Source organism: Streptomyces sp. 17_S59 (assembly GCF_056930295.1).
The window spans coordinates 6,659,177-6,677,997 of the sequence record NZ_JBXOWD010000001.1 but is presented as its reverse complement, the minus strand read 5'-3'; the positions used below and the strand labels follow the sequence as shown (position 1 = coordinate 6,677,997).

Annotated in this window: 12 protein-coding genes; 2 read left to right on the top strand and 10 right to left on the bottom strand. The window is 74.2% G+C overall.

What is annotated here, in order from left to right:
- Positions 1-150 precede the first annotated feature (150 nt).
- Positions 151-3,825: a hydantoinase B/oxoprolinase family protein gene (locus tag AC1Z4A_RS30130; protein ID WP_483683041.1), complete on the top strand. Its 3,675-nt coding sequence runs from the start codon at positions 151-153 to the stop codon at positions 3,823-3,825.
- 7 nt (positions 3,826-3,832) lie between these two features.
- Here the strand turns inward: AC1Z4A_RS30130 and AC1Z4A_RS30125 are convergent, their stop codons facing one another.
- Positions 3,833-5,032 carry a glycosyltransferase gene (locus AC1Z4A_RS30125; RefSeq protein WP_483683040.1) on the bottom strand — a complete coding sequence of 400 codons (1,200 nt, stop codon included), beginning with the start codon at positions 5,030-5,032 and terminating at the stop codon, positions 3,833-3,835.
- Between the two features lie 23 nt (positions 5,033-5,055).
- Positions 5,056-7,086, bottom strand: a complete 2,031-nt coding sequence (locus AC1Z4A_RS30120; protein WP_483683039.1) for an NACHT domain-containing protein — start codon at positions 7,084-7,086, stop codon at positions 5,056-5,058.
- 122 nt (positions 7,087-7,208) lie between these two features.
- On the opposite strand from AC1Z4A_RS30120, the gene AC1Z4A_RS30115 reads away from it, so the two are divergent.
- Positions 7,209-7,631 carry a nuclear transport factor 2 family protein gene (locus AC1Z4A_RS30115; protein ID WP_483683038.1) on the top strand — a complete coding sequence of 141 codons (423 nt, stop codon included), beginning with the start codon at positions 7,209-7,211 and terminating at the stop codon, positions 7,629-7,631.
- Positions 7,632-7,665: 34 nt separating this feature from the next.
- On the opposite strand, the gene AC1Z4A_RS30110 is transcribed toward AC1Z4A_RS30115, so the two are convergent.
- From AC1Z4A_RS30110 to AC1Z4A_RS30075, 8 genes are all read right to left on the bottom strand, one after another.
- Positions 7,666-8,091, bottom strand: coding sequence for a hypothetical protein (locus AC1Z4A_RS30110; protein WP_483683037.1), 426 nt, complete (start codon positions 8,089-8,091; stop codon positions 7,666-7,668).
- Between the two features lie 121 nt (positions 8,092-8,212).
- The gene (locus AC1Z4A_RS30105; protein WP_483683036.1) at positions 8,213-8,398 is read right to left on the bottom strand and encodes a hypothetical protein; all 186 of its coding nucleotides are present in this window, start codon (positions 8,396-8,398) and stop codon (positions 8,213-8,215) included.
- 101 nt (positions 8,399-8,499) lie between these two features.
- Complete coding sequence (locus AC1Z4A_RS30100) at positions 8,500-11,064, bottom strand: sensor histidine kinase (RefSeq protein WP_483683035.1); 2,565 nt, start codon at positions 11,062-11,064, stop codon at positions 8,500-8,502.
- Positions 11,065-11,329: 265 nt separating this feature from the next.
- Positions 11,330-13,843 carry an aldehyde dehydrogenase family protein gene (locus tag AC1Z4A_RS30095; RefSeq protein WP_483683034.1) on the bottom strand — a complete coding sequence of 838 codons (2,514 nt, stop codon included), beginning with the start codon at positions 13,841-13,843 and terminating at the stop codon, positions 11,330-11,332.
- Complete coding sequence (locus AC1Z4A_RS30090) at positions 13,843-15,018, bottom strand: LuxE/PaaK family acyltransferase (protein WP_483683033.1); 1,176 nt, start codon at positions 15,016-15,018, stop codon at positions 13,843-13,845. Before AC1Z4A_RS30090 ends, AC1Z4A_RS30095 begins: the two co-directional genes overlap by 1 nt.
- Entirely contained in the window at positions 15,015-16,157 is a 1,143-nt protein-coding gene (locus AC1Z4A_RS30085; protein WP_483683032.1) for an N-acetyltransferase family protein, read from the bottom strand. The genes AC1Z4A_RS30090 and AC1Z4A_RS30085 overlap by 4 nt, the downstream gene beginning before the upstream one ends.
- Positions 16,154-17,533 (bottom strand): MFS transporter, encoded by a 1,380-nt coding sequence (locus AC1Z4A_RS30080; RefSeq protein WP_483683031.1) that lies wholly within the window; start codon positions 17,531-17,533, stop codon positions 16,154-16,156. Before AC1Z4A_RS30080 ends, AC1Z4A_RS30085 begins: the two co-directional genes overlap by 4 nt.
- Positions 17,530-18,801 carry a phenylacetate--CoA ligase family protein gene (locus AC1Z4A_RS30075; protein WP_483683030.1) on the bottom strand — a complete coding sequence of 424 codons (1,272 nt, stop codon included), beginning with the start codon at positions 18,799-18,801 and terminating at the stop codon, positions 17,530-17,532. The genes AC1Z4A_RS30080 and AC1Z4A_RS30075 overlap by 4 nt, the downstream gene beginning before the upstream one ends.
- Between the last annotated feature and the right edge of the window lie 20 nt (positions 18,802-18,821).

The following is an 18,821-nucleotide window of genomic DNA, read 5'->3' as shown; positions in this document are numbered from 1 at the left end:
CCGCTGCGCCTTCCTTCAGCGTGACCACTCCGGCCGGTACCCGCACCTCGAGCGGGCGGGAGCGCGCCACGGGGGCGGCCTCCGCCGCCCGGCCGCCGCTTTTTGGTCTCCTGCTGGTGGAGAGGGAACGGCACGGGAGAGGAGCCCGGCGTGGCGGCGGACGGCACGGATGCGGGATGGCGGTTCTGGGTGGACCGCGGCGGCACGTTCACCGACGTCGTGGCCCGCAGCCCCGACGGCCGGCTGCTGACCCGCAAGCTCCTGTCGGAGAACCCCGGCCGCTACCCCGACGCCGCCGTCGCGGGGATCCGCGCGCTGCTGGGCCTGGCGGAGGACCGGCCGGTGCCGGGAGACCTCGTGGACTCCGTACGGATGGGCACGACGGTGGCGACCAACGCCCTGCTGGAGCGGAAGGGCGAGCGGACCGCGCTGGTGATCACGCGTGGCTTCGGCGACGCCCTGCGCATCGGCTACCAGAACCGGCCGGGGCTCTTCGACCGGGAGATCGTCCTGCCGGAACCGCTCTACGAGCGGGTGATCGAGGTCGACGAGCGCGTCACCGCCGAGGGCACGGTGCTGCGCCCGCCGGACCTCGCCGCGCTCGCCCCCGAGCTGCGGCGCGCGTACGAGGACGGGATCCGCGCCGTTGCGGCCGTCTGCCTGCACAGTCACCAGCACCCGGCGCACGAGCGGGCCGTCGGCGCACTCGCCGAGCGGACAGGCTTTCCCCAGGTGTCGCTCTCCAGCGAGGTCAGCCCGCTGATGAAGCTGGTCCCGCGCGGTGACACGGCGGTCGTCGACGCCTGTCTCTCACCGGTGCTGCGCCGGTATGTGGCGCAGGTGGCGGAGCGGATGCCGGGCGTGCGGCTGATGTTCATGCAGTCCAACGGCGGGCTGGCCGGGGCGGGGCACTTCCGGGGCAAGGACGCGATCCTGTCCGGCCCGGCCGGCGGCATCGTCGGCATGGCGAAGATGTCGCAGCTGGCGGGCTTCGACAAGGTCATCGGCTTCGACATGGGCGGCACCTCGACCGACGTGTCGCACTTCGCGGGCGCGTACGAGCGGGTGACCACGGCACAGGTGGCGGGGGTGCGGATCCAGGCGCCCATGCTGGACATCCGCACCGTCGCGGCCGGCGGCGGTTCGGTCCTGCACTTCGACGGCAGCCGCTACCGGGTCGGGCCGGACTCGGCGGGGGCCGACCCGGGCCCCGCCTGCTACCGGGCGGGCGGCCCGCTGACCCTGACCGACGCCAATGTGATGCTGGGCCGCGTCCAGCCCGCGCACTTCCCCCGGGTGTTCGGGCCCGGGGGCGACCTCCCCCCGGACGCAGAAGTGGTGCGGCAGCGGTTCGCGGAGCTGGCCGGGGACATCCGGGCCCGTACGGACGACCGGCGCTCGCCGGAGCAGGTCGCCGAGGGGTACCTCCGCATTGCGGTGGCGAACATCGCGGGCGCGGTCAAGCGCATCTCCGTGCAGCAGGGCCGCGACGTGACGGAGTACGCGCTGACCACGTTCGGCGGCGCAGGGGGCCAGCACGCCTGCCCGGTCGCGGACTCGCTGGGGATCCGCACCGTGCTCGTCCCGCCCATGGCCGGGGTGCTCTCCGCCCTCGGCATCGGCCTCGCCGACACCACGGCCATGCGGGAGCAGTCGGTCGAGGCGCCGCTCGCGGAGGCCGGGGCGGCACGGGTCCGGGCCGTGGCCGACGAGCTGGAGGCGGCGGCCCGCGCGGAACTCCTCGACGAGGGCGTCCCCGCCGGGCGCATCGAGGTCACCCGGCGGGTGCGGCTGCGGTACGACGGCACCGACACCGCCCTGCCGGTCGAGCTGGCCGATCCCACCGCCATGGCCGCGGCGTTCGAGGAGAGCCACCGTGCGATGTTCTCCTTCCTGCTGGACCGTCCGCTCCTCGTGGAGGCGGTGTCGGTCGAGGCCGTCGGGGCGGCTTCCCGCCCCGACCTCGGCGGCCTCGGCCGGGCGCAGGCGGCGGCTGCGGAACCGGGCCGGGGAACGGCGGGCGACGACTCCGGGGACGCCGGGAACGCCGGAACCGTCCGCCTCTGGACCGACGGGGAGTGGGCGGACGTCCCCCACCTGCGGCGCGAACTCATGCGGGACGGCGACACGGTGAGCGGCCCCGCGGTCATCACCGAGGCGAGCGCCACGACGGTCGTCGACCCGGGCTGGCGGGCGGCCATGACCGCGACCGGGCACCTGGTCCTGGAGCGCGTGGCCCCGCGCCCGGGGGCCGAGGCGGGCACCCGGGCCGATCCGGTCCTGCTGGAGATCTTCAACAGCCTCTTCGTGTCGGTCGCCCAGCAGATGGGCGCCCGGCTGGAGGCCACCGCGCAGTCCGTGAACATCAAGGAGCGGCTGGACTTCTCCTGCGCGCTCTTCGACGCGGACGGGAACCTCGTCGCCAACGCCCCGCACATCCCGGTACACCTGGGGTCGATGGGCACCACGGTCAAGGAGGTGATCCGCCGCCGGGCCGGGACCATGAAGCCCGGTGACGCCTATGCGGTCAACGACCCCTACCACGGGGGCACCCACCTGCCCGACGTCACGGTCGTGACCCCCGTCTTCGGCGAGTGCCCGGGCCCCGGCGGGCCCGGGATCCTGTTCTTCGTCGCCTCCCGCGGCCACCACGCGGAGATCGGCGGGCTGACCCCGGGCTCCATGCCCGCGAACAGCCGCGAGATCGACGAGGAGGGCGTGCTGTTCGACAACTGGCTGCTGGTCGAGGACGGCCGGCTCCGCGAGGCCGAGACGCTGCGGCTGCTCACCGAGGCGCCCTTCCCCTCCCGCAACCCGGCCACCAACCTCGCCGATCTGCGCGCGCAGATCGCCGCCAACCACAAGGGCGTCGAGGAGGTCGGCAAGCTGATCGCGCACTTCGGGCTCGACGTGGTGCGGGCGTACATGCGGCACGTCCAGGACAACGCCGAGGAGGCCGTGCGCCGGGTCGTCGACGCCCTCGACGACGGGGAGTACCGGTACGAGACGGACTCCGGGGCGGTCATCCGCGTCAAGGTCTCGGTGGACCGCGCGCGGCGTTCGGCGACGGTCGACTTCACCGGCACGTCGCCCCGGCTCGGCACCAACTTCAACGCGCCGACGTCCGTGGTGGCCGCGGCCGTGCTGTACGTCTTCCGCACGCTCGTCGCCGACGACATCCCGCTCAACGACGGCTGCCTGCGGCCGCTGAGCATCGTCGTCCCCGAGGGCTCGATGCTCGCGCCGGTCCACCCGGCCGCTGTCGTGGCGGGCAACGTCGAGACCTCGCAGGCGATCACCGGGGCGCTGTACGCCGCCATGCGGGTGCAGGCGGAGGGGTCGGGCACGATGAACAACGTCACCTTCGGCAACGAACGGCACCAGTACTACGAGACCGTCGCATCCGGCTCCGGCGCCGGGCCGGGCTTCGACGGGGCGTCCGTCGTGCAGACCCACATGACCAACTCCCGGCTGACGGACCCCGAGGTGCTCGAATGGCGGCTCCCCGTCCTGCTGGAGGAGTTCTCCGTGCGGCGCGGCAGCGGCGGTGCGGGCCGCCGGCGGGGCGGCGACGGCGCCGTCCGCAGGCTGCGCTTCCGCGAGCCGATGACGGTGAGCACGCTGTCCGGCCACCGCCGGATGCCGCCGTACGGGATGGCCGGCGGCGCCCCGGGGGCGCTGGGCGCCAACCGGGTGGAACGCGCGGACGGCACCGTCGTGCCCATGGCCGGGTGCGACTCCGCCGAGGTGGGCCCGGGCGACGTCCTGGTGGTCGAGACACCGGGCGGCGGGGGGTACGGCGCCCCGGCGGGGAAAGGGGAGTGACGAACCGTCAGCCGATCCCGGCCGCGAGCCGCTCCAGGTCGGTCACGACCGATTCGATCGTGGGGAGCGTCAGTATCCGCAGCCGGGCGCGTCGGGCCCGCCCGGTGACCCGGGGGTCGTCGAGGAGCTGCCGGCAGGCGGCCGCGACGTCCTCGGCGGTCGGCGCGGCGCCGAGCAGTCTGCCCAGCCCGAGTTCCTGGACGCGGTCGGCGTTGGCGGGCTGGTCGCCGAACCGGGGCGCCACGGCCATGGGCACTCCCGCGCCCACGGCCTCCCGGATGCTGTTGTATCCGCCGTGGGTGACGAACAACTGGGCGCACCGCAGCAGCAGGGGCTGCGGAATGTGATCGGCGAGGTGGACGTCGCCGCTGCCGGCGGGATGCCGCGGGGCCATGCCGCCCGTCGCCACGACCGCCACGCAGTCCACCGCGGACAGCCCTGTGACAACGGCGTCGAGGAGTTCCCCGGCGTCGAACGCGTCCGCCATGGCGGACGGGACCGGCACGCCGCTGTGGAGCAGCCGGGCCATCTCGGGCAGCACGGTGCCGAGGGCTGCGACGACCAGCGGCCGGTCCGTGGGCAGTTCGGCCATCCACGGGGGCAGGGTCTCGGTGCGGTCGACGTCCACGGGCTGGCGGTAGTTGAAGGTGCGTGCGGCGGGGTGGGAGGTGAAGGAGAACTCGGGCGGCATGCAGTCCATCCGCCCGTGGCGGTGGATCGCCGAGGGCTCGCTCGCGGCGGGCAGCCCCAGGCGGACGCGGTGCGCGTTCAGCACGGGGTGGAGGGCGGCCGGCTCGAGGTGGTTCGCGGCTCCGGAGGGCGCCGACACGTGGGGCAGACCGAGGGCCTCGGCCACCAGGCAGCCGGCGAGTTCACCGCCGTCCCGGACCACGAGGTCGGGGCGGAACGCGCGGGCGACGGGGAGCAGCGCCGCACAGCTGTCGACGAGGTGGTCGCCCGCGAACACCTCGATCACCGGGTCCCGGGGCGGCCCGCCGTCCGTGCCGCGTTCGAACGCCCGGCTCATGTGCGCCTGGAGGTCCGCCAGGACCGCGGCCGTACACACGGGCAGGCCGCCGAAGACCGCGGCGAGCTGCGGCGGGGCGGCCACCAGGGCCTCGTGACCGGCCGCGGTGAACGCCGACACCAGCGGCAGCATGGCCCGCGCGTGGGACGGCGAACCGGTGACCGTGCAGAGGACGCGCATCGCGGCTCCTTCTCCGGGCGGGGTCAGCGGGCGAAGTGGTCCTGGAGTTCGCGGTGCCGGAACTGGTACGCGGTCCCCGAGATGCGCAGCAGGCCGACGCGGTAGGCCCAGTCCAGGAACCGGCCCAGCCGCCAGGGCAGCCGCCGCCGGGTGCACAGCAGGAACGCCACGTACCGGCGCCAGGCGCCAGCCCAGATCAGGCCGCCGACGGCCGCGAAGAATACCGGCACGGCGATGTGTTCCCCGGTGTCGGCAACATGGTCCAGCCAGGCGATCCGGTCCTCGGCCCGGGCCCACACCCACGCCGTGCCGATGACCGCCACCGCGGCGATAAGCGCGACCAGTTGACCGGACCGGATGTCAGAGCGCACCGGATCGTGGGGGTGCTGGCGCCGGGGGCTGACGTCCAGGTTGACCCTGAGCCCGTAGGCGAGCCCGCCGACCAGCCCCAGGGGCACCCACCACACGAGCAGTGTCACGACGCCGACGCCCGGCTCCTTGCCCGAGGAGTCCGGCAGCATCACGGCGAGCGAGAGGGCGACGGCGAGCGAGACTCCCACCAGCAGCGGGACGGCGAGGTGCGGTCCGCCCCGGTCCCGTTTCAGCCGCAGGTCGATCGCCGTGGGGGCGGGCCAGGTCGTCCTGATGGCCGCCACGGCCCACCAGCCGACCAGAAGGGCGGTGAGGACCGCGGGAAGGAGGCGGATCGTCTCCTGGACCGAGAACAAGCCGAACGTCAGCACGGCGACCACCACGATCACCACCGCGTCGACGGCCCTGGGCCGGTTGCCGGCCAGCGGCCACAGGCGGTGCAGGACCAGGTCGGTGCCGGGCAGTGCGCGCTTGCCCACCGTGCGGCGCTGCCGGATGTTGTCGTTCAGGTAGCGGGCCAGGACCGTCAGCCAGCGCTCGACGTCCTCGATCCGGTAGGGAGCACCGACACCGCCGTCGCGCCTGCCCAGACCGGTGGCCGCGGGCACGAACCGCTCCAGCAGCTGGTCCTTGACCTCGTCGGGCCCGGCCTCGGCGAGCAGTTCGGCGGGGTCGCCCTCGCTCTCGTACACGGTGACGGCGAGCGTCAGCAGCCATGGGTTGGACAGCGTCTGCGCCGCCACGCCGCCCGGATCCCGGTCGAGGGCCGCCAGCAGGGGGCTCCAGGTGCCCGGGTCCCATACGCGTGCGTTCACGAAGGAGCGGACCTGGTCGGCCCGCACCTGCTCGACCTCCACCCGGGCCGCGTCCAGCACCCGGATCCGCGGGGCCAGCGCCTCGTACTGCTCGGTGCGGCAGGTGAGCACCAAGGGGGCCTTGGCCCGCCCGGTCTGATAGCGGTTCACACCGGCCAGGGCGGCGGCAGCCCGTGACGACGGTCCCGGTACGGCCTCGGTGTCCATCTCGTCCAGCCCGTCGAGCACCGGGAGCACCCACCGCTGCTCGACCAGCGCCCGCGCCGCCACCCGGCTGAGGCCGTAGGCGGTCACCAGCTCGGCGACGAGCCAGTCCTCCAGCGGCTCCTCGGGGTCCCATCCGGCCAGGGCCAGCCGCACGGGCACGGGGTCGTCGGGGCCGCGCCGCTCCAGCAGGCCCAGCATCAGCTCCATGGCGAGCACCGTCTTGCCCGAGCCAGGCGCCCCGGTGATCACCAGGCGCTGCGGCCGCAGCCGCCGGTAGTAGGCGGTGACCTCGCTCAACCGGCCTGCGGGGGCGGCGTGTTCGGCCATGCGCGAGGGCGCCGAGCGGAAGCGGAAGGCGACGTCGATCGGCTGGTTGTCCCCGCCGAGCAGCTGGGTGCGCTGGGCCAGCTCGTTCGCCTCCACTTCGGCGGCCAGCCGCTTCGCGGCCTCCGCGGTGTCGACCTCGCGGGCGGCCCGCAGCACGCGCAGCGCGGCCGCGCCCACCGGCACCATGCCGGCCATGAGGCTGATCGCCGCAGGCTGCTCTATTTCCCCGCTGAAGAGGCCGTACAGCCCCGAGGCCAGGCCCAGCACGCATCCCACGGCCAGGGCCGCGCCCGCGGCCAGCCGCACTCTGTCCTGACGACCCGTCTGCCCCATGCCTCACATGATCCGCGCTCGCCCCCGGCATGCACGGGAAATGCCCGCGGCACGCCGGGATCCTCACTCCGGACCGGGGACGCACTGCAGTTCGGTCGGCAGTGCGCGCTAGAGTCGGGGCCATGTCCGGCCTGCAGCGGCACCCCAACATCGACACCGCCGTCCGCTACCACCAGGCCGTGGCGCAGTGGGCCACCGGCGACGAACTCGCCGCCTTCTTCCACGAGGACGTGGTCCAGCGCGAGTTTCCCAACGCGCTCTTTCCCGACGGCGCAGTCCGCGACCTGCCCGCGATCCTCGCCGCCGCGGAGCAGGGCCGCAAGGTGCTGAGCCGGCAGCAGTTCGATGTGCTCGACGCCGTTGCGGCGGGTGACAGCGTGGCCCTCGAGGTCGCCTGGAGCGGCACGCTCGCCGTGGCGCTGGGCGCGCTGCCCGCCGGGCACGTCCTGCGTGCCCGTATCGCCGTCTTCCTGGAGTTCCGGGACGGCAGGATCGTCTCCCAGCGCAACTACGACTGCTACGAGCGCACGGGCGCGGACGGCTGAGCGGCTGCCGGGCGCCCGCCCTGCCCGCGCCGCGTCATTCGCCCGCTTCGGGCGCGGTCGCCTCCTCGATGTCGGAGATGAGGCCGGTGCTCAGGTCCGACTGCACGCTGAGGTACGTGTACGCGGGATCCGGCTTGTCGCCCCAGGTGAGCCGGACGCTCGTCCAGGTGTGGCCGGCGCCGCTGTTGTCGTAGGCGACCCGCCAGGCGCGCGGGGTGTTCTGCGCGCGGAAGACGCCGTCGGCGTTGTGGCGGCGCTCCCACACCGCCAGGCGCTCGCGGAACTCCCCGGTGAGGAAGTGCGCGCGCAGGGCGTGCGACAGCGCCGTGTCCGGGGTGCCGGTGCGGGCGTCCACGTAGGCGCCGTAGAAGGCGGCCACCCGGTCCAGGGCCGAGGACGGGCTGCCCTCGTGCACGGGCGGGTCGGTGCCGGGTGTCGCCTGGTTACGGGGTGCGGACATCGGTTTCCCCCCAATCGCCGGGTGCCGGTCGGATCGGCACGGGCTTCCGCTTTCTCACCGTCAAAACGTACGAGCCGGTGAAAGTTCCGTCCAGGGCCGGTCGTCCCGGCTACACGGGTCCTCAATCCCGGGCCTTGCGCGTCGTCCGTGCCCGGTCGGCGCATGGCACTTCCGCGATGTAGCCGCCGTCCGTGCGGTGCACCCGCAGTTCGGGGCCGTCCCTGGACACCGTCGTCACCGCCTTGTGCAGCCGCATGAGGTATCCGGCGACGAGGTTGCGGACGGTCCTGGGGGATGGTCGTGCCACACCCGGTGGACCGGGACGTCCGTGCGAGGTGCGACTCGCGCCTCTCCTGTTCGCGGTGTGTTCGCGGTGTGTTCGCGGTGTGTTCCCGTCGTCCCGTTCGCTCAGGGTCTCCCGCCGGGGGAACAGGCCATCGGTGCCGCGGGCAGCGACACGACCATGGTGAGGCCGCCGCCCGGGGTGTCCTCCGGGGTGAGCGAGCCGCCCATGGCCTCGGTCAGCCCGCGGGAGAGGGCCAGCCCCAGGCCCAGGCCCGTGGTGTTGTCGGTGTCCCCGAGCCGCTGGAAGGGCGCGAACGCCCGCTCCCGGTCGGCCGGGGCCATCCCGGGTCCCCGGTCGATGACGCGCAGCTCGACGCGTTCGGCAAGGACGCTCGCGGCCAGGGTGACGGGCCGACCGGGCGGCGAGTGCCGGGCCGCGTTGGCCACCAGGTTGGCGATCACGCGCTCCAGCAGCGGCGGGTCCGCCAGCACATCCGGCGCGTCCGCCAGGTTCCGGTGGGTGACCAGGCGGGCCGGCGCCTCGGGCAGGCTGTCCAGCGCCGAGGGCAGGACCTCGGCGAGCGCGGTCGGCTGGAGGCGCAGCGTCAGCGCCCCCGCCTGGATGCGGCTCATGTCCAGGAGGTTGTCGACCAGGCGGTTGAGCTTGGCCAGCGACTCGTCGGCGGTGGCGAGCAGCTCCTGCCGGTCCTCCTCGGAGAAGCGGACGTCGCGGCTGCGCAGCGAGCTGACCGCGGCCCAGCTGCTGGCCAGCGGGGTGCGCAGGTCGTGGCTGACGGCGGCGAGCAGGGCGGTGCGCATCCGGTCGGCCGCCTTGACCGGCTCCACCTCCGCCGCCGCCTCGGCGAGCCGGGCGCGTTCGACGGCCGCCGTCAGATGCGCGGCGAAGGCGGTGAGGACGCGGTGCTCGGCGGCGGGCATGCTGCGGCCGCGCAGCACCAGCACGCCGTCCTCCCCCACGGGCACCCTGGTCTCGCGCGCGGCCTCCGGGCCGGGGTCCCCGCGGCCGACGGCGGGGCCGGACTCCCGGTCGCGCGGGAGCAGTTCGACGGATTCCATGCCGAAGGTCTCGCGGGTGCGCTCCAGCAGGACGGGCACGGACTGCTCGCCCCTGAGGATGCCCCCGGCCAGCGAGGACAGGGTCTCGGCCTCGGCCGTCGCACTGGCGGCGCTGCGGCCCAGCCGCAGCGAGCGGTCCACGACGGCCGCCACCGTGACGGCGACCACGGCGAACGCGACGAGCGCCAGCACGTTGTTGGCCTCGGCGATGGTGAACCGGCCGGCGGGCGGAATGAAGTAGTAGTTGAGCAGGAGCGAGGCGGTGACGGAGCCCAGCAGCGCGGACAGCACCCCGCCGATGCAGGCCACCCCGACGACGGCCACCAGGAAGAGCAGGGCCTCGCTGGTCAGGTTGAGGTTGGCGGCGTCGGCGACCGCGGGGAGCCTCAGCAGCGAGGTGAGCAGGACGGGCAGGAGCACCCCGGCCACGGGCCCGGCCACCCGGCGGGCGCGCGGCAGGCCGTGGCCCGGCGCGGGCCGGCCGTGCCCCCGGCCCGCCCGCTCGTGGGTGACCATGTGGACGTCGATGTCCCCGGACAGCTCGACCACCGTTTCGCCCACGCCACGGGAGTCGAGCACGCGCAGCAGCCGGCCCCGGCGGCTGACGCCCACGACGAGCTGGGTGGCGTTCTCGGCGCGGGCGAAGGCGAGCAGCGCACTGGGCACATGCTCCCCCACGACCGTGTGGTAACTGCCGCCCAGGCTCTCCACGAGCCCGCGCTGCTTCGCCAGCGCGGCGGACGAGGCACCGGCCAGTCCGTCGCTGCGGGCCACGTGGACGGCCAGCAGGTCGCCGCCGGAGGAGCGGGCGGCGATGCGGGCGGCCCGGCGGATGAGAGTCTCGCCCTCGGGGCCGCCGGTGAGGGCGACCACGACGCGTTCCCGGGTCTCCCACACGCCTCCTATGCCGTGCTCCGCGCGGTAGCGCTGGAGGGTCTCGTCGACCCGCTCGGCGACCCACAGCAGGGCCAGCTCCCGCAGCGCGGTGAGGTTGCCGACGCGGAAGTAGTGCGACAGCGCCGCGTCGATCTTCTCCGCTGCGTAGATGTTGCCGTGCGCCATGCGGCGGCGCAGCGCCTCGGGTGCCATGTCGACGAGTTCGATCTGGTGGGCCCGGCGGACGACCTCGTCCGGCACGGTCTCGTGCTGCGGCACACCGGTGATCTTGTCGACGACGTCGTTGAGGGACTCCAGGTGCTGGATGTTGACGGTGGTGACCACGTCGATCCCGGCGGCCAGCAGCTCCTCGACGTCCTGCCAGCGCTTGGGGTTGCCGACGCCCGGCACATTGGTGTGGGCCAGCTCGTCGACGAGCGCCACCTCGGGGCGGCGGGCCAGCACCGCGCCGAGGTCGAGTTCGGTGAACTCCAGCCCCCGGAACGTGCGCCGGGCGCGGGGCACCGCCTCCAGGCCCTCCAGCATCTCCTCGGTGTGCGGGCGGTGGTGGCACTCGGCGAAGGCCACGACGACATCGGTGCCGCGCAGCGCCCGGCGCCACCCCTCGTCGAGCATGCGATAGGTCTTGCCGACCCCCGGGGCGGCGCCGAGGTAGACCTTCAGCCTGCCGGGGCGCGGGCCCGGGGTGCCGGGCGGGGCGCTGGCCTGGGCCATGGACTGCTCCTTCGTCAGGGGGACGGCAGCTCACCGCCCGCCGGTCGCTGGGATTCCATGCCCCATCGTCAGGTCGGTCCGGGCACTTGGCGCAGAGCGGCAGCCCGACGTTGACACGTTCCTGACTCTGCGTGCCCGGGCCGTAGGCCGGGACTTGCCGGACCCCCGGTCCTCAAGCGCCGGACGGGCTGATATTCAGCCCGTCCGGCGCTTGAGGACCTTCGGGAAGGGGCGGGGTGGGGGAAAGGAACCCCGGACCGACCGCCTAGCGCCGCCCGTCCACCACCGCCCGCAGCTTCCCGCTCGCTGCCGTCCGCTCGAAGTCCGTCGCATCCACCTCCTCGACCTCGAAGTCGAGCAGCCGCTCCTCGACCGCCGAGCGCAGCTCCGCGTACCCGGCCAGCAGAGCCGCCCGCACCCGGTCCGCCCCCGCCGTGCCCGTGCGCTCCACCCGGACCGTGAGCCGCTCACGCGGCCCGCCGCCGGCGAGCAGTACCTGCAGTTCCCCGGCGTAGCCGCAGTCCTGCTCCGCGATGGTCACGAAGCGCCGGTAGTTGAGGAAGTACGTCGCCACGCGCATCACGTCGCCGAGCCTGCCCAGCAGTTCGAAGCGCGGTGCGAGGCTGCCGCAGGCGCAGCGGCCGGGGACGGCGCGGCCGAGGTCGCCGATGACGTAGCGGTCGAGCTGCTGGCCGCGGCGGGCGCGGGTGGTGAACACCAGGCGCCCGGTGTCGCCCGGTGCCACCGGCCGGTCGGCGCCGACGTCGAGGATCTCCAGGGTGTGGAGGTCGGCGTGCAGGTGGTGGACGCCGCCGGTGCTCTCCGTGCACTGGTAGCCGAGCGGCCCGAGGTCGGTGCTGCCGTAGGTGATGGAGCGGACGACCTCGATGCCGAAGGTCTCGGTGAGGGTGCGGCGCTGCTCGGCGGTGAAGTGCTCACCGCCGTAGAAAATCTTCCGGATGCCGCCGTACGAGCGCAGCAGGTCGGCCTGTTCGTGGAGGAGCTGCCAGAGGTAGGAGGGCATGCCGAAGAGGGTGTCCACCTCGTGGGCCACCAGCGTCTCGGCCGTGGCCCGGTGGTCGGGGCCCGCCGCGATCGGCATCTGGGTGCCGCCCAGCCGCTCCAGGATGGAGAAGAAGCTGATGAACCCGCCGTACATGCCGCCGCAGTAGAAGAGGTTGGCCGTGCGGTCGCGCCCCGGCTCGTACCCGGCGGCCAGCAGGCCGCGGCCGGCGGCGTGCATCTGGGTGTCGTAGTCGTCGTAGCTGAAGAGGGACAGGGCGGGGGCGCCGGTGCTGCCGCCGCTGCGGAAGTACAGCTCGGCGTCGCGCCGGTCGACGGCCCGGTTCAGCTCCTGGACGGCGGCCTTGTCGAGCAGCGGCCCGGCGGGCGGCGGGAACTGCGGCTGCCGGGTCAGGTCGTCGAGGCAGGCGGTGGTGGCGAAGCGCTCGTCGGCCCGGACGGCGACACGGCGGCTGTAGCGCTGGAGGGCGTAGACGCCGTCGTGCGGTTCGCCGGGGTAGCTGTCCAGCATCTCGCCGAGGGGCGTGACCCGGGTGGCGCCCGCCGCCAGCGCCAGGCGGGACAGCTCGGCGACGTCGGCGGGGCTGCCGGCGATGCCCGCGGTCTGGAGGTAGCGGCGCATGGGGCGCAGGGTGGCGAGGAGGCGCTTGCGGGGCAGCGGCTTGACCCACACGCTGCGGTGCAGCGGGGAGGCGGTGAGGGCGGGCCGGGTGTCGGCCATGACGCGCCAGGAGCCGTCGGGCGCGGCGTGCACCCGGGTCAGGTCCAGGTGTTCCTCGAGGCGGGCGATCAGCTCGGTGGTGGTGAGTTCGGCCTCCTCGGCCGGGGTGAGCGGCTCGGCCGGCCCGGCGGGCGGCATGGCCTCGAGGGCCCCGGCGAGGCGCCCGGCGAAGGCGAAGACCTCGTCGGCGTCCTCGGTGTCGAGGTAGACCACCTGGGGGCTGGAGCAGGCCTGCTGCTCGTGCAGGCAGACGTCCCGCGCCAGGGCGGCCAGGGCGGCCGGGTCCTGCCAGGCGTCCCGGGTGAGATAGCCGAAGGAGATCTTGTGGCCCCACTCCACCAGGCGGCAGCCGGGCGGCACATGGGCGGCGACGCCCTCGACGGCGGCCTCGCCGCCCCACACCGCGACGGCGTCCGCGGGGGCGCACATCAGCTTCAGCCACTCCTGCCGGGAGGAGGGGAAGCGCAGCACGACGACGCGCTCGGCGACGGCCCCGGTGGGGTCCAGCGCGGCGAGTTCGGCGATCAGGTGCTGGGCGAGCAGGGTGTCGGAGCTGCTGGTCTTGAGGACGTTGACGTTGCCGGCCAGCAGTCCCTCGACGAGGCTGAGGGGGGCGACGGTGGCGGCGTTGCCGGGGGCGATGTGGGCGACCATGCCGACCGGTGCCCATGCCTCGTAGACGGTCTCCTTGGCGTCGGGGCGGGTGAGCCGCTGCGGTGCGGTGCCGCCGAGTTCGCGGCGCAGTTTGCGGGTCAGCTCAGGCCGGTCGAGGAAGGCGCCCAGCTCGGTGAGGACGGCGTCGTCCTCGCCCTCGGGCAGGTGCGCGGCCAGCCGGGCGCGGGTGGGGTGGGCGGGGTCGCGCAGGGCTGCCGCCAGGCGTTCGCAGGCGGCCAGGACGGTCTCGGTGTCGAGTGGCGTGGCCAGTGCGGCCTCGACGGCGGCGGGCAGGCCGGCCAGACGGCGGCCCGCTTCCTCGTCACCGACGAAGGCGCCCTGCCAGTAGTGGTGGTGCGTCACCGGAGCGGCCTCGGTCATCAGGACATTCCCTTCATCAGTTCGGCGGCGGCCACCGCACAGCTCTTGTTGCGGCTCACCCCGGCACGGCCGTGGACGGTGAACCAGGGGGTGCCGGTCCCGCAGCCGCACTCCTCGCCCGGGTGGAGGGAGGCGAGGTCTCCCATGACGACGCTCTGCGCCGGTACGGACGTGATGTACGGCGAGACGAGGTGCAGGTAGCCGGGCTCGCCGTACGGCAGTGGCTCGAGGGTGCGGGTGGAGCGGATGAACACCCGGGACCAGACGGGCGCGTGGAGGCGGTGGCGGTCGCACTCGATGTAGGGGATGCAGTGCTCCACCGAGCCGAAGGTGTCGCGGATCCGCTCGGCGGGGATGCCCAGCTGTTCAGTGACCCGGGCGTACAGCTCGTCCTTGCCGATCTGCCGGTCGGCGTGGCCCTTCCAGCCGCCGCCGAGGACGACCAGGGAGCCCTCGGGCAGCCGCAGCGGCGGCAGCCCCATGGCCCGCATGCGCTCCAGGGTGAACCAGAGGAACGCGGGGAAGCCGAGGATGCGTACGGGCGCGTCGTCGCGCTCGAAGCGGCGCAGCGCGGCGACGCAGCCGAAGGGGTCGAATTCGTGCCCGTTGCCGGTGTTGCGCAGGGCGTACTCGACCTGGCGCGCGGGGGCGAAGTCGCAGAGGTAGTTGTCGGTGAAGGAGGTGCCCAGGTTGAGGTCGCGGGCGGGCTCGTAGCTGTAGAGCAGGTAGTTGACGGGCTGGTCGGGGGTGATCCAGCCGTTGCGGTCGAAGATGCGGGCGACCATGCGCTGGGCTGCGCGGATGGTCCAGCGGTCGAAGAACATCTGCGACTTCTGGCCGGTGGTGCCCGAGGAGGTGAGGTGGAGGTCGACCCGGTCCCGGGGGATGGACAGCACCTCGTGGCGCTTGAAGAAGTTCGCGTGGACCAGGGGGGCGCCGAACTTCGCGTCGGGCGCGGTGTGTTCGTGGAGCCTGCGGAAGAACGGGGAGCGCTCGGCGTGCCAGGCGTTGATCTCCGCCATGGCGGCGGCGAACAGCTCGTCCTCGGCGGGGCCGCAGGCGTAGGGGTCGGTGAGGTCGCAGAGTTCCTGGACCCGGGGCAGCAGCGCCGGGTCGGGGACCTCCACCGGGGCCAGATGGGGATTGGGCACAGGGGTCGGATCGGTCGGGTTCATGAGGCAACCTCGAGAGTGGGGAGGTAGGTGGCGGCCCAGGCCGACAGGTAGGCGTCCAGATAGGGCTGGAGCGGGGCGTCGACGACCACGCCGCGGAAGTCGATCTGCTCGGCGGTGCGGGTCATCACGACGTAGTCGTGGAAGCCGTCGCCGTCGGCGTCCGGGCGCATGGCCGGGTAGAGGGCGCTGGGGATGAAGCCCTGGGCGAGGAAGGCGGAGAGCAGCCCGTGCTGCGCCAGGGGCAGCAGCGCCTCGACGTAGCCCGCGCCGGCGCGGGTGAGCGTCCGGGTGATGGGCTCCAGGAAGGCGGCGGCGTCGGCCGGGTCGGGGTGGGCCGCGACCAGGGCGCAGTAGCGGCCGGTGCGGTTGAGGTAGGCGTACACCTCGAAGCGGTCGTCGTCCGTCACCAGCAGGGTGTTGGGCGTGTGCAGCGGATAGAACCACTGGGCGGCGTCGGGGAAGCGGTCGCGGAAGCGGCGGCGGACGAAGGAGGGGGCCTCGATCATCTCCAGCCGTGCCGCCGGGGGCCGTTCCGGTGCGGGCCGGGGGGCCGTGGCGCGGGTGTGCTCGTAGCCGATGCCCAGGCCCCGCTCGACGGTGCGCAGCAGGGGGGCCAGCGGGGCGGGGACCTCGGGCACGGGGATGCGCCGGTCCAGCACCCCCGGCGAGTGACGCGCGTAGAGCGCGAGGCTCTCGCGGCTGCTGAGGTCGACGGCGTTGGGCAGCACGCCCATGGGGCGGAAGCCGTTGCGCGACACGACGCGCTGCGGCCCGGCGCTGACGGTGCGCACGGTGGCGTACACCGAGTCGAGGCGGCCCTCGCCGAGGGTGCGCCGGCACAGCTCGTCGGTCAGCGCCCCGGCCAGTCCCCCGGCCCGCCGGTCGGGGTGCACGGCGAGGCCCTCCAGGCGGCCGATGCGGCTGCCGGGCTCGCTGTGGACGGCGGCCGAGGCGGCGAGTCCGCCGTCGTCGGGGCAGCGGGCCACGAGCCAGAGGGTGTGGGGGTCGGCGATGAGCCGGGACATCTCGGCGGGGTCGGTGCCCAGGGCCGTGGGGTAGTGGGGGCCGTAGACGGCGTAGTAGAGCTGGCGCAGATCGGCGATGTCGGCGGGGGTGGCCCGGTCGATCGTGGCGGTCATCGCTCTCCTCCGGTGGTCACGAGCCGTTCGGCCGCGGCCGGTCGGTCCTCGGTCGGTGGGGCGGCGGGTTCGGCGGGTTCGGCGGGTTCACGGTCGCCGCGCAGCAGCGCCAGGGCGCAGGCCGCGGGCAGGAGTCCGGCCGCCTGGAGCAGGCAGAGGGTCTGTGCCGAGAAGTGGTCGCCGAGCAGGCCGAACACCAGCGAGGCGACGGGGAAGGTCGCGCCGAGCACGGCCTGCATGACGGCGAAGAAGCCGGGCTTGTCGGCCGTGGGGACGAGCCGCTGGAACAGCGCCACGAACCGCACCCCGATGACGCCGACGCACCAGCCGGCCGCCAGCAGGCCGCCCGCCATCACGTACCGTCCGGCGGCCAGGCCCGGCACCGCGAGGGCCACGGCCATCACGCCCAGCAGGCAGGAGCCGACGGCGGTGGGCCGGCCCGGGACGCGCGCTCCGGTGAAGGAGCCGATGAGCGTGCCCGTGCCGAGCGACGCCTCGAGCAGGGCGACGGTGCCGCCGCCGTCCTGGAGCACCGACTTGGTGTAGAGGGGGATGACGACGAAGACCGCGGTGGTGAAGAGGTTGGCCGCGGTGAAGCAGACCAGGATGCGGCGGACGAACGGCAGATCCGCGAGGATCCGGCGCAGCGGCCGCGGCCCTGCGCCGCCGCCCGCGCCGTCGGTTGCGCTGTCGGACGCATCGCCGGTTGCGCCGTCGGTCGTGTCGCCGCCGTCCGCGCCGGGCCCGGCCGTGGGGCGGAAGCGGACGGTCGCGATGAGCGCGGCGGCGGTGAGCTGGGCGGCCGCGCAGCCCACGGCGAGGCCCGCGACCCCGGCCCGGTCGACGATCAGGGCGCCGAGCAGCGCCCCACCGAGGCTCGCCAGGGACTGGGTGGACAGCTCGAAGCCGGTCGCGGCCTCGATGTCCTCGTCGTCGACGAGTTCCGGCACGGAGGTGGTCAGGCAGGGGTCGAAGAACGCCTGGCACGCCGCGAGCGTCAGCGTGGCCGCGTAGGCGGCGGCCAGTGGCAGCTCGCTCGCGTACGCCCAGGCGGCCAGGCCCACGGCGGCCGCGCCCGCGGCGCCGGCCGCGGTGCGCAGCACCGAGCGGTGCGCGAAGCGGGCGACGGTCCGGGCGACGACGGGGGCGAGGGCCACCGCGGGCAGCGTGCTGACCGCCATGAACAGCCCGGAGGCGAGCCCGCGCCCGCCGCCGACGGCATAGGCGACCAGCCACCAGGACACGCCGACCTGGAACATCCGCACGGCGCCCTGGGTGAGCACCTGGCCCAGCCAGACGGCTCCGAAGACACGGTTGCGCAGCACGAGGGGCAGGCGGCGCGGCCGGCGCCCCTCGTCCGTGGCGAGGGCGGTCATGCGGTCGGCCTCTCGTCGATGACGCGGACGAGCTTGCCCGAGCGGGAGTTGACGACGAGGTCGCCGTGGCGCACCCACTCGACGGCGAGGGGGTGGACGTGACCGGCGCGCACGCTGTCGGGGTAGAGCGGGCGGGCCTCGTCGAGCCCGGTGACGACCGCCTTGGCGAGGATCTCCAGCTCTGCCGGGTCGTCGTCGCCGGGGGCGGTGGCCAGGCGCAGCACCAGCCCGTCGCGGCCGTCCCGGCGGCGCACCACGAGCTGCACGCCCGTCACGCGGCCCTCGGTGTCCGCTTCTGTGACGGCGGCCAGGGCGTCCTGGGAGTACAGCGAGACGGGCCCGACGCGCACGCCCTCCTCGGCCCGGCCGAGGATGCGGAAGTGCCCGGCCCCGGGGTCGGTCCATTCGGCGCGGTCGCCCGCGGGATAGCGGATGACGGGCATCAGGCGGCGGAAGAGCTGGGTGACCACGACCCGGCCGGGGCGGCCCGCCTCGAGGACGGGTTCGCCGGTGGTCTCGTCGAGGATCTCGACGACGGTGTGCGGGGTGAAGGCGCGGTGCACGCGCGGGTCGGGGCCGGGTACGGGGCAGCCGAGGAGTCCGGCGTCGACGCTGGCGTAGCCCAGGGAACGGGGTTCGGCGTTGGGGAAGGCGGCGGCGAGCAGCCTGCGCTGGTCGGCGAAGAGCGCCTCGCCGCCGAAGAACAGCAGTTCCACGGAGGGCAGTCGGCGGTCCGTGGCCACCAGGTGCTCGGCGAGCCGGCACAGGGTGGTCGGGGTGCCCGCGACGACCTGGGCCGCGAAGTCCTGGAGGGTGGGGACCGTCGACTCCAGCGGTGCGCCGCCGCCGATGGGCAGGCGCACGTTGTCGACGGGCGCATGGGCGAGCGAGTCCAGGATGAAGAGGAAGCTGGCGTACAGCTCGCCGGCGTAGAACAGGTCCGCGACCCGGTGGCCGGGGCGCAGGCCCGCCTCGACGAGCCCCTGTCCGAAGGCGGTGACGAACTCCCGCCATTCCTCGCGGGTGTAGCAGGAGAACTTCGGCGCCCCGGTGGTGCCGCCGGTCTTGTAGACCACGGCCTCCCCGAGGGGTGCGGTCAGGACCCGGTTGTCGTGCAGGGTGTTGGCCGCCCAGAACTCGCTCTGGTCGACGACGGGGAGATCGGCGAGGCGGTCGACGTGCGGCGGCAGGTGTGCGTAGAGGGCCGAGTAAAAGGGAGAGTTATGGCGGCTATAACGTACGATGTCCGAGAGCTGATGGACGGGCATGCGGCCTTTGCCTAAGGGAA

What these genes read in the sequence shown, in the direction of transcription:
- AC1Z4A_RS30125 (WP_483683040.1), bottom strand. Translation starts at nt 5,032, where the DNA reads ATGCGCGTCCTCTGCACGGTCACCGGTTCGCCGTCCCACGCGCGGGCC.
- AC1Z4A_RS30120 (WP_483683039.1), bottom strand. Translation starts at nt 7,086, where the DNA reads ATGGGGCAGACGGGTCGTCAGGACAGAGTGCGGCTGGCCGCGGGCGCG.
- AC1Z4A_RS30115 (WP_483683038.1), top strand. Translation starts at nt 7,209, where the DNA reads ATGTCCGGCCTGCAGCGGCACCCCAACATCGACACCGCCGTCCGCTAC.
- AC1Z4A_RS30110 (WP_483683037.1), bottom strand. Translation starts at nt 8,091, where the DNA reads ATGTCCGCACCCCGTAACCAGGCGACACCCGGCACCGACCCGCCCGTG.
- AC1Z4A_RS30100 (WP_483683035.1), bottom strand. Translation starts at nt 11,064, where the DNA reads ATGGCCCAGGCCAGCGCCCCGCCCGGCACCCCGGGCCCGCGCCCCGGC.
- AC1Z4A_RS30095 (WP_483683034.1), bottom strand. Translation starts at nt 13,843, where the DNA reads ATGACCGAGGCCGCTCCGGTGACGCACCACCACTACTGGCAGGGCGCC.
- AC1Z4A_RS30090 (WP_483683033.1), bottom strand. Translation starts at nt 15,018, where the DNA reads ATGAACCCGACCGATCCGACCCCTGTGCCCAATCCCCATCTGGCCCCG.
- AC1Z4A_RS30085 (WP_483683032.1), bottom strand. Translation starts at nt 16,157, where the DNA reads ATGACCGCCACGATCGACCGGGCCACCCCCGCCGACATCGCCGATCTG.
- AC1Z4A_RS30080 (WP_483683031.1), bottom strand. Translation starts at nt 17,533, where the DNA reads ATGACCGCCCTCGCCACGGACGAGGGGCGCCGGCCGCGCCGCCTGCCC.
- AC1Z4A_RS30075 (WP_483683030.1), bottom strand. Translation starts at nt 18,801, where the DNA reads ATGCCCGTCCATCAGCTCTCGGACATCGTACGTTATAGCCGCCATAAC.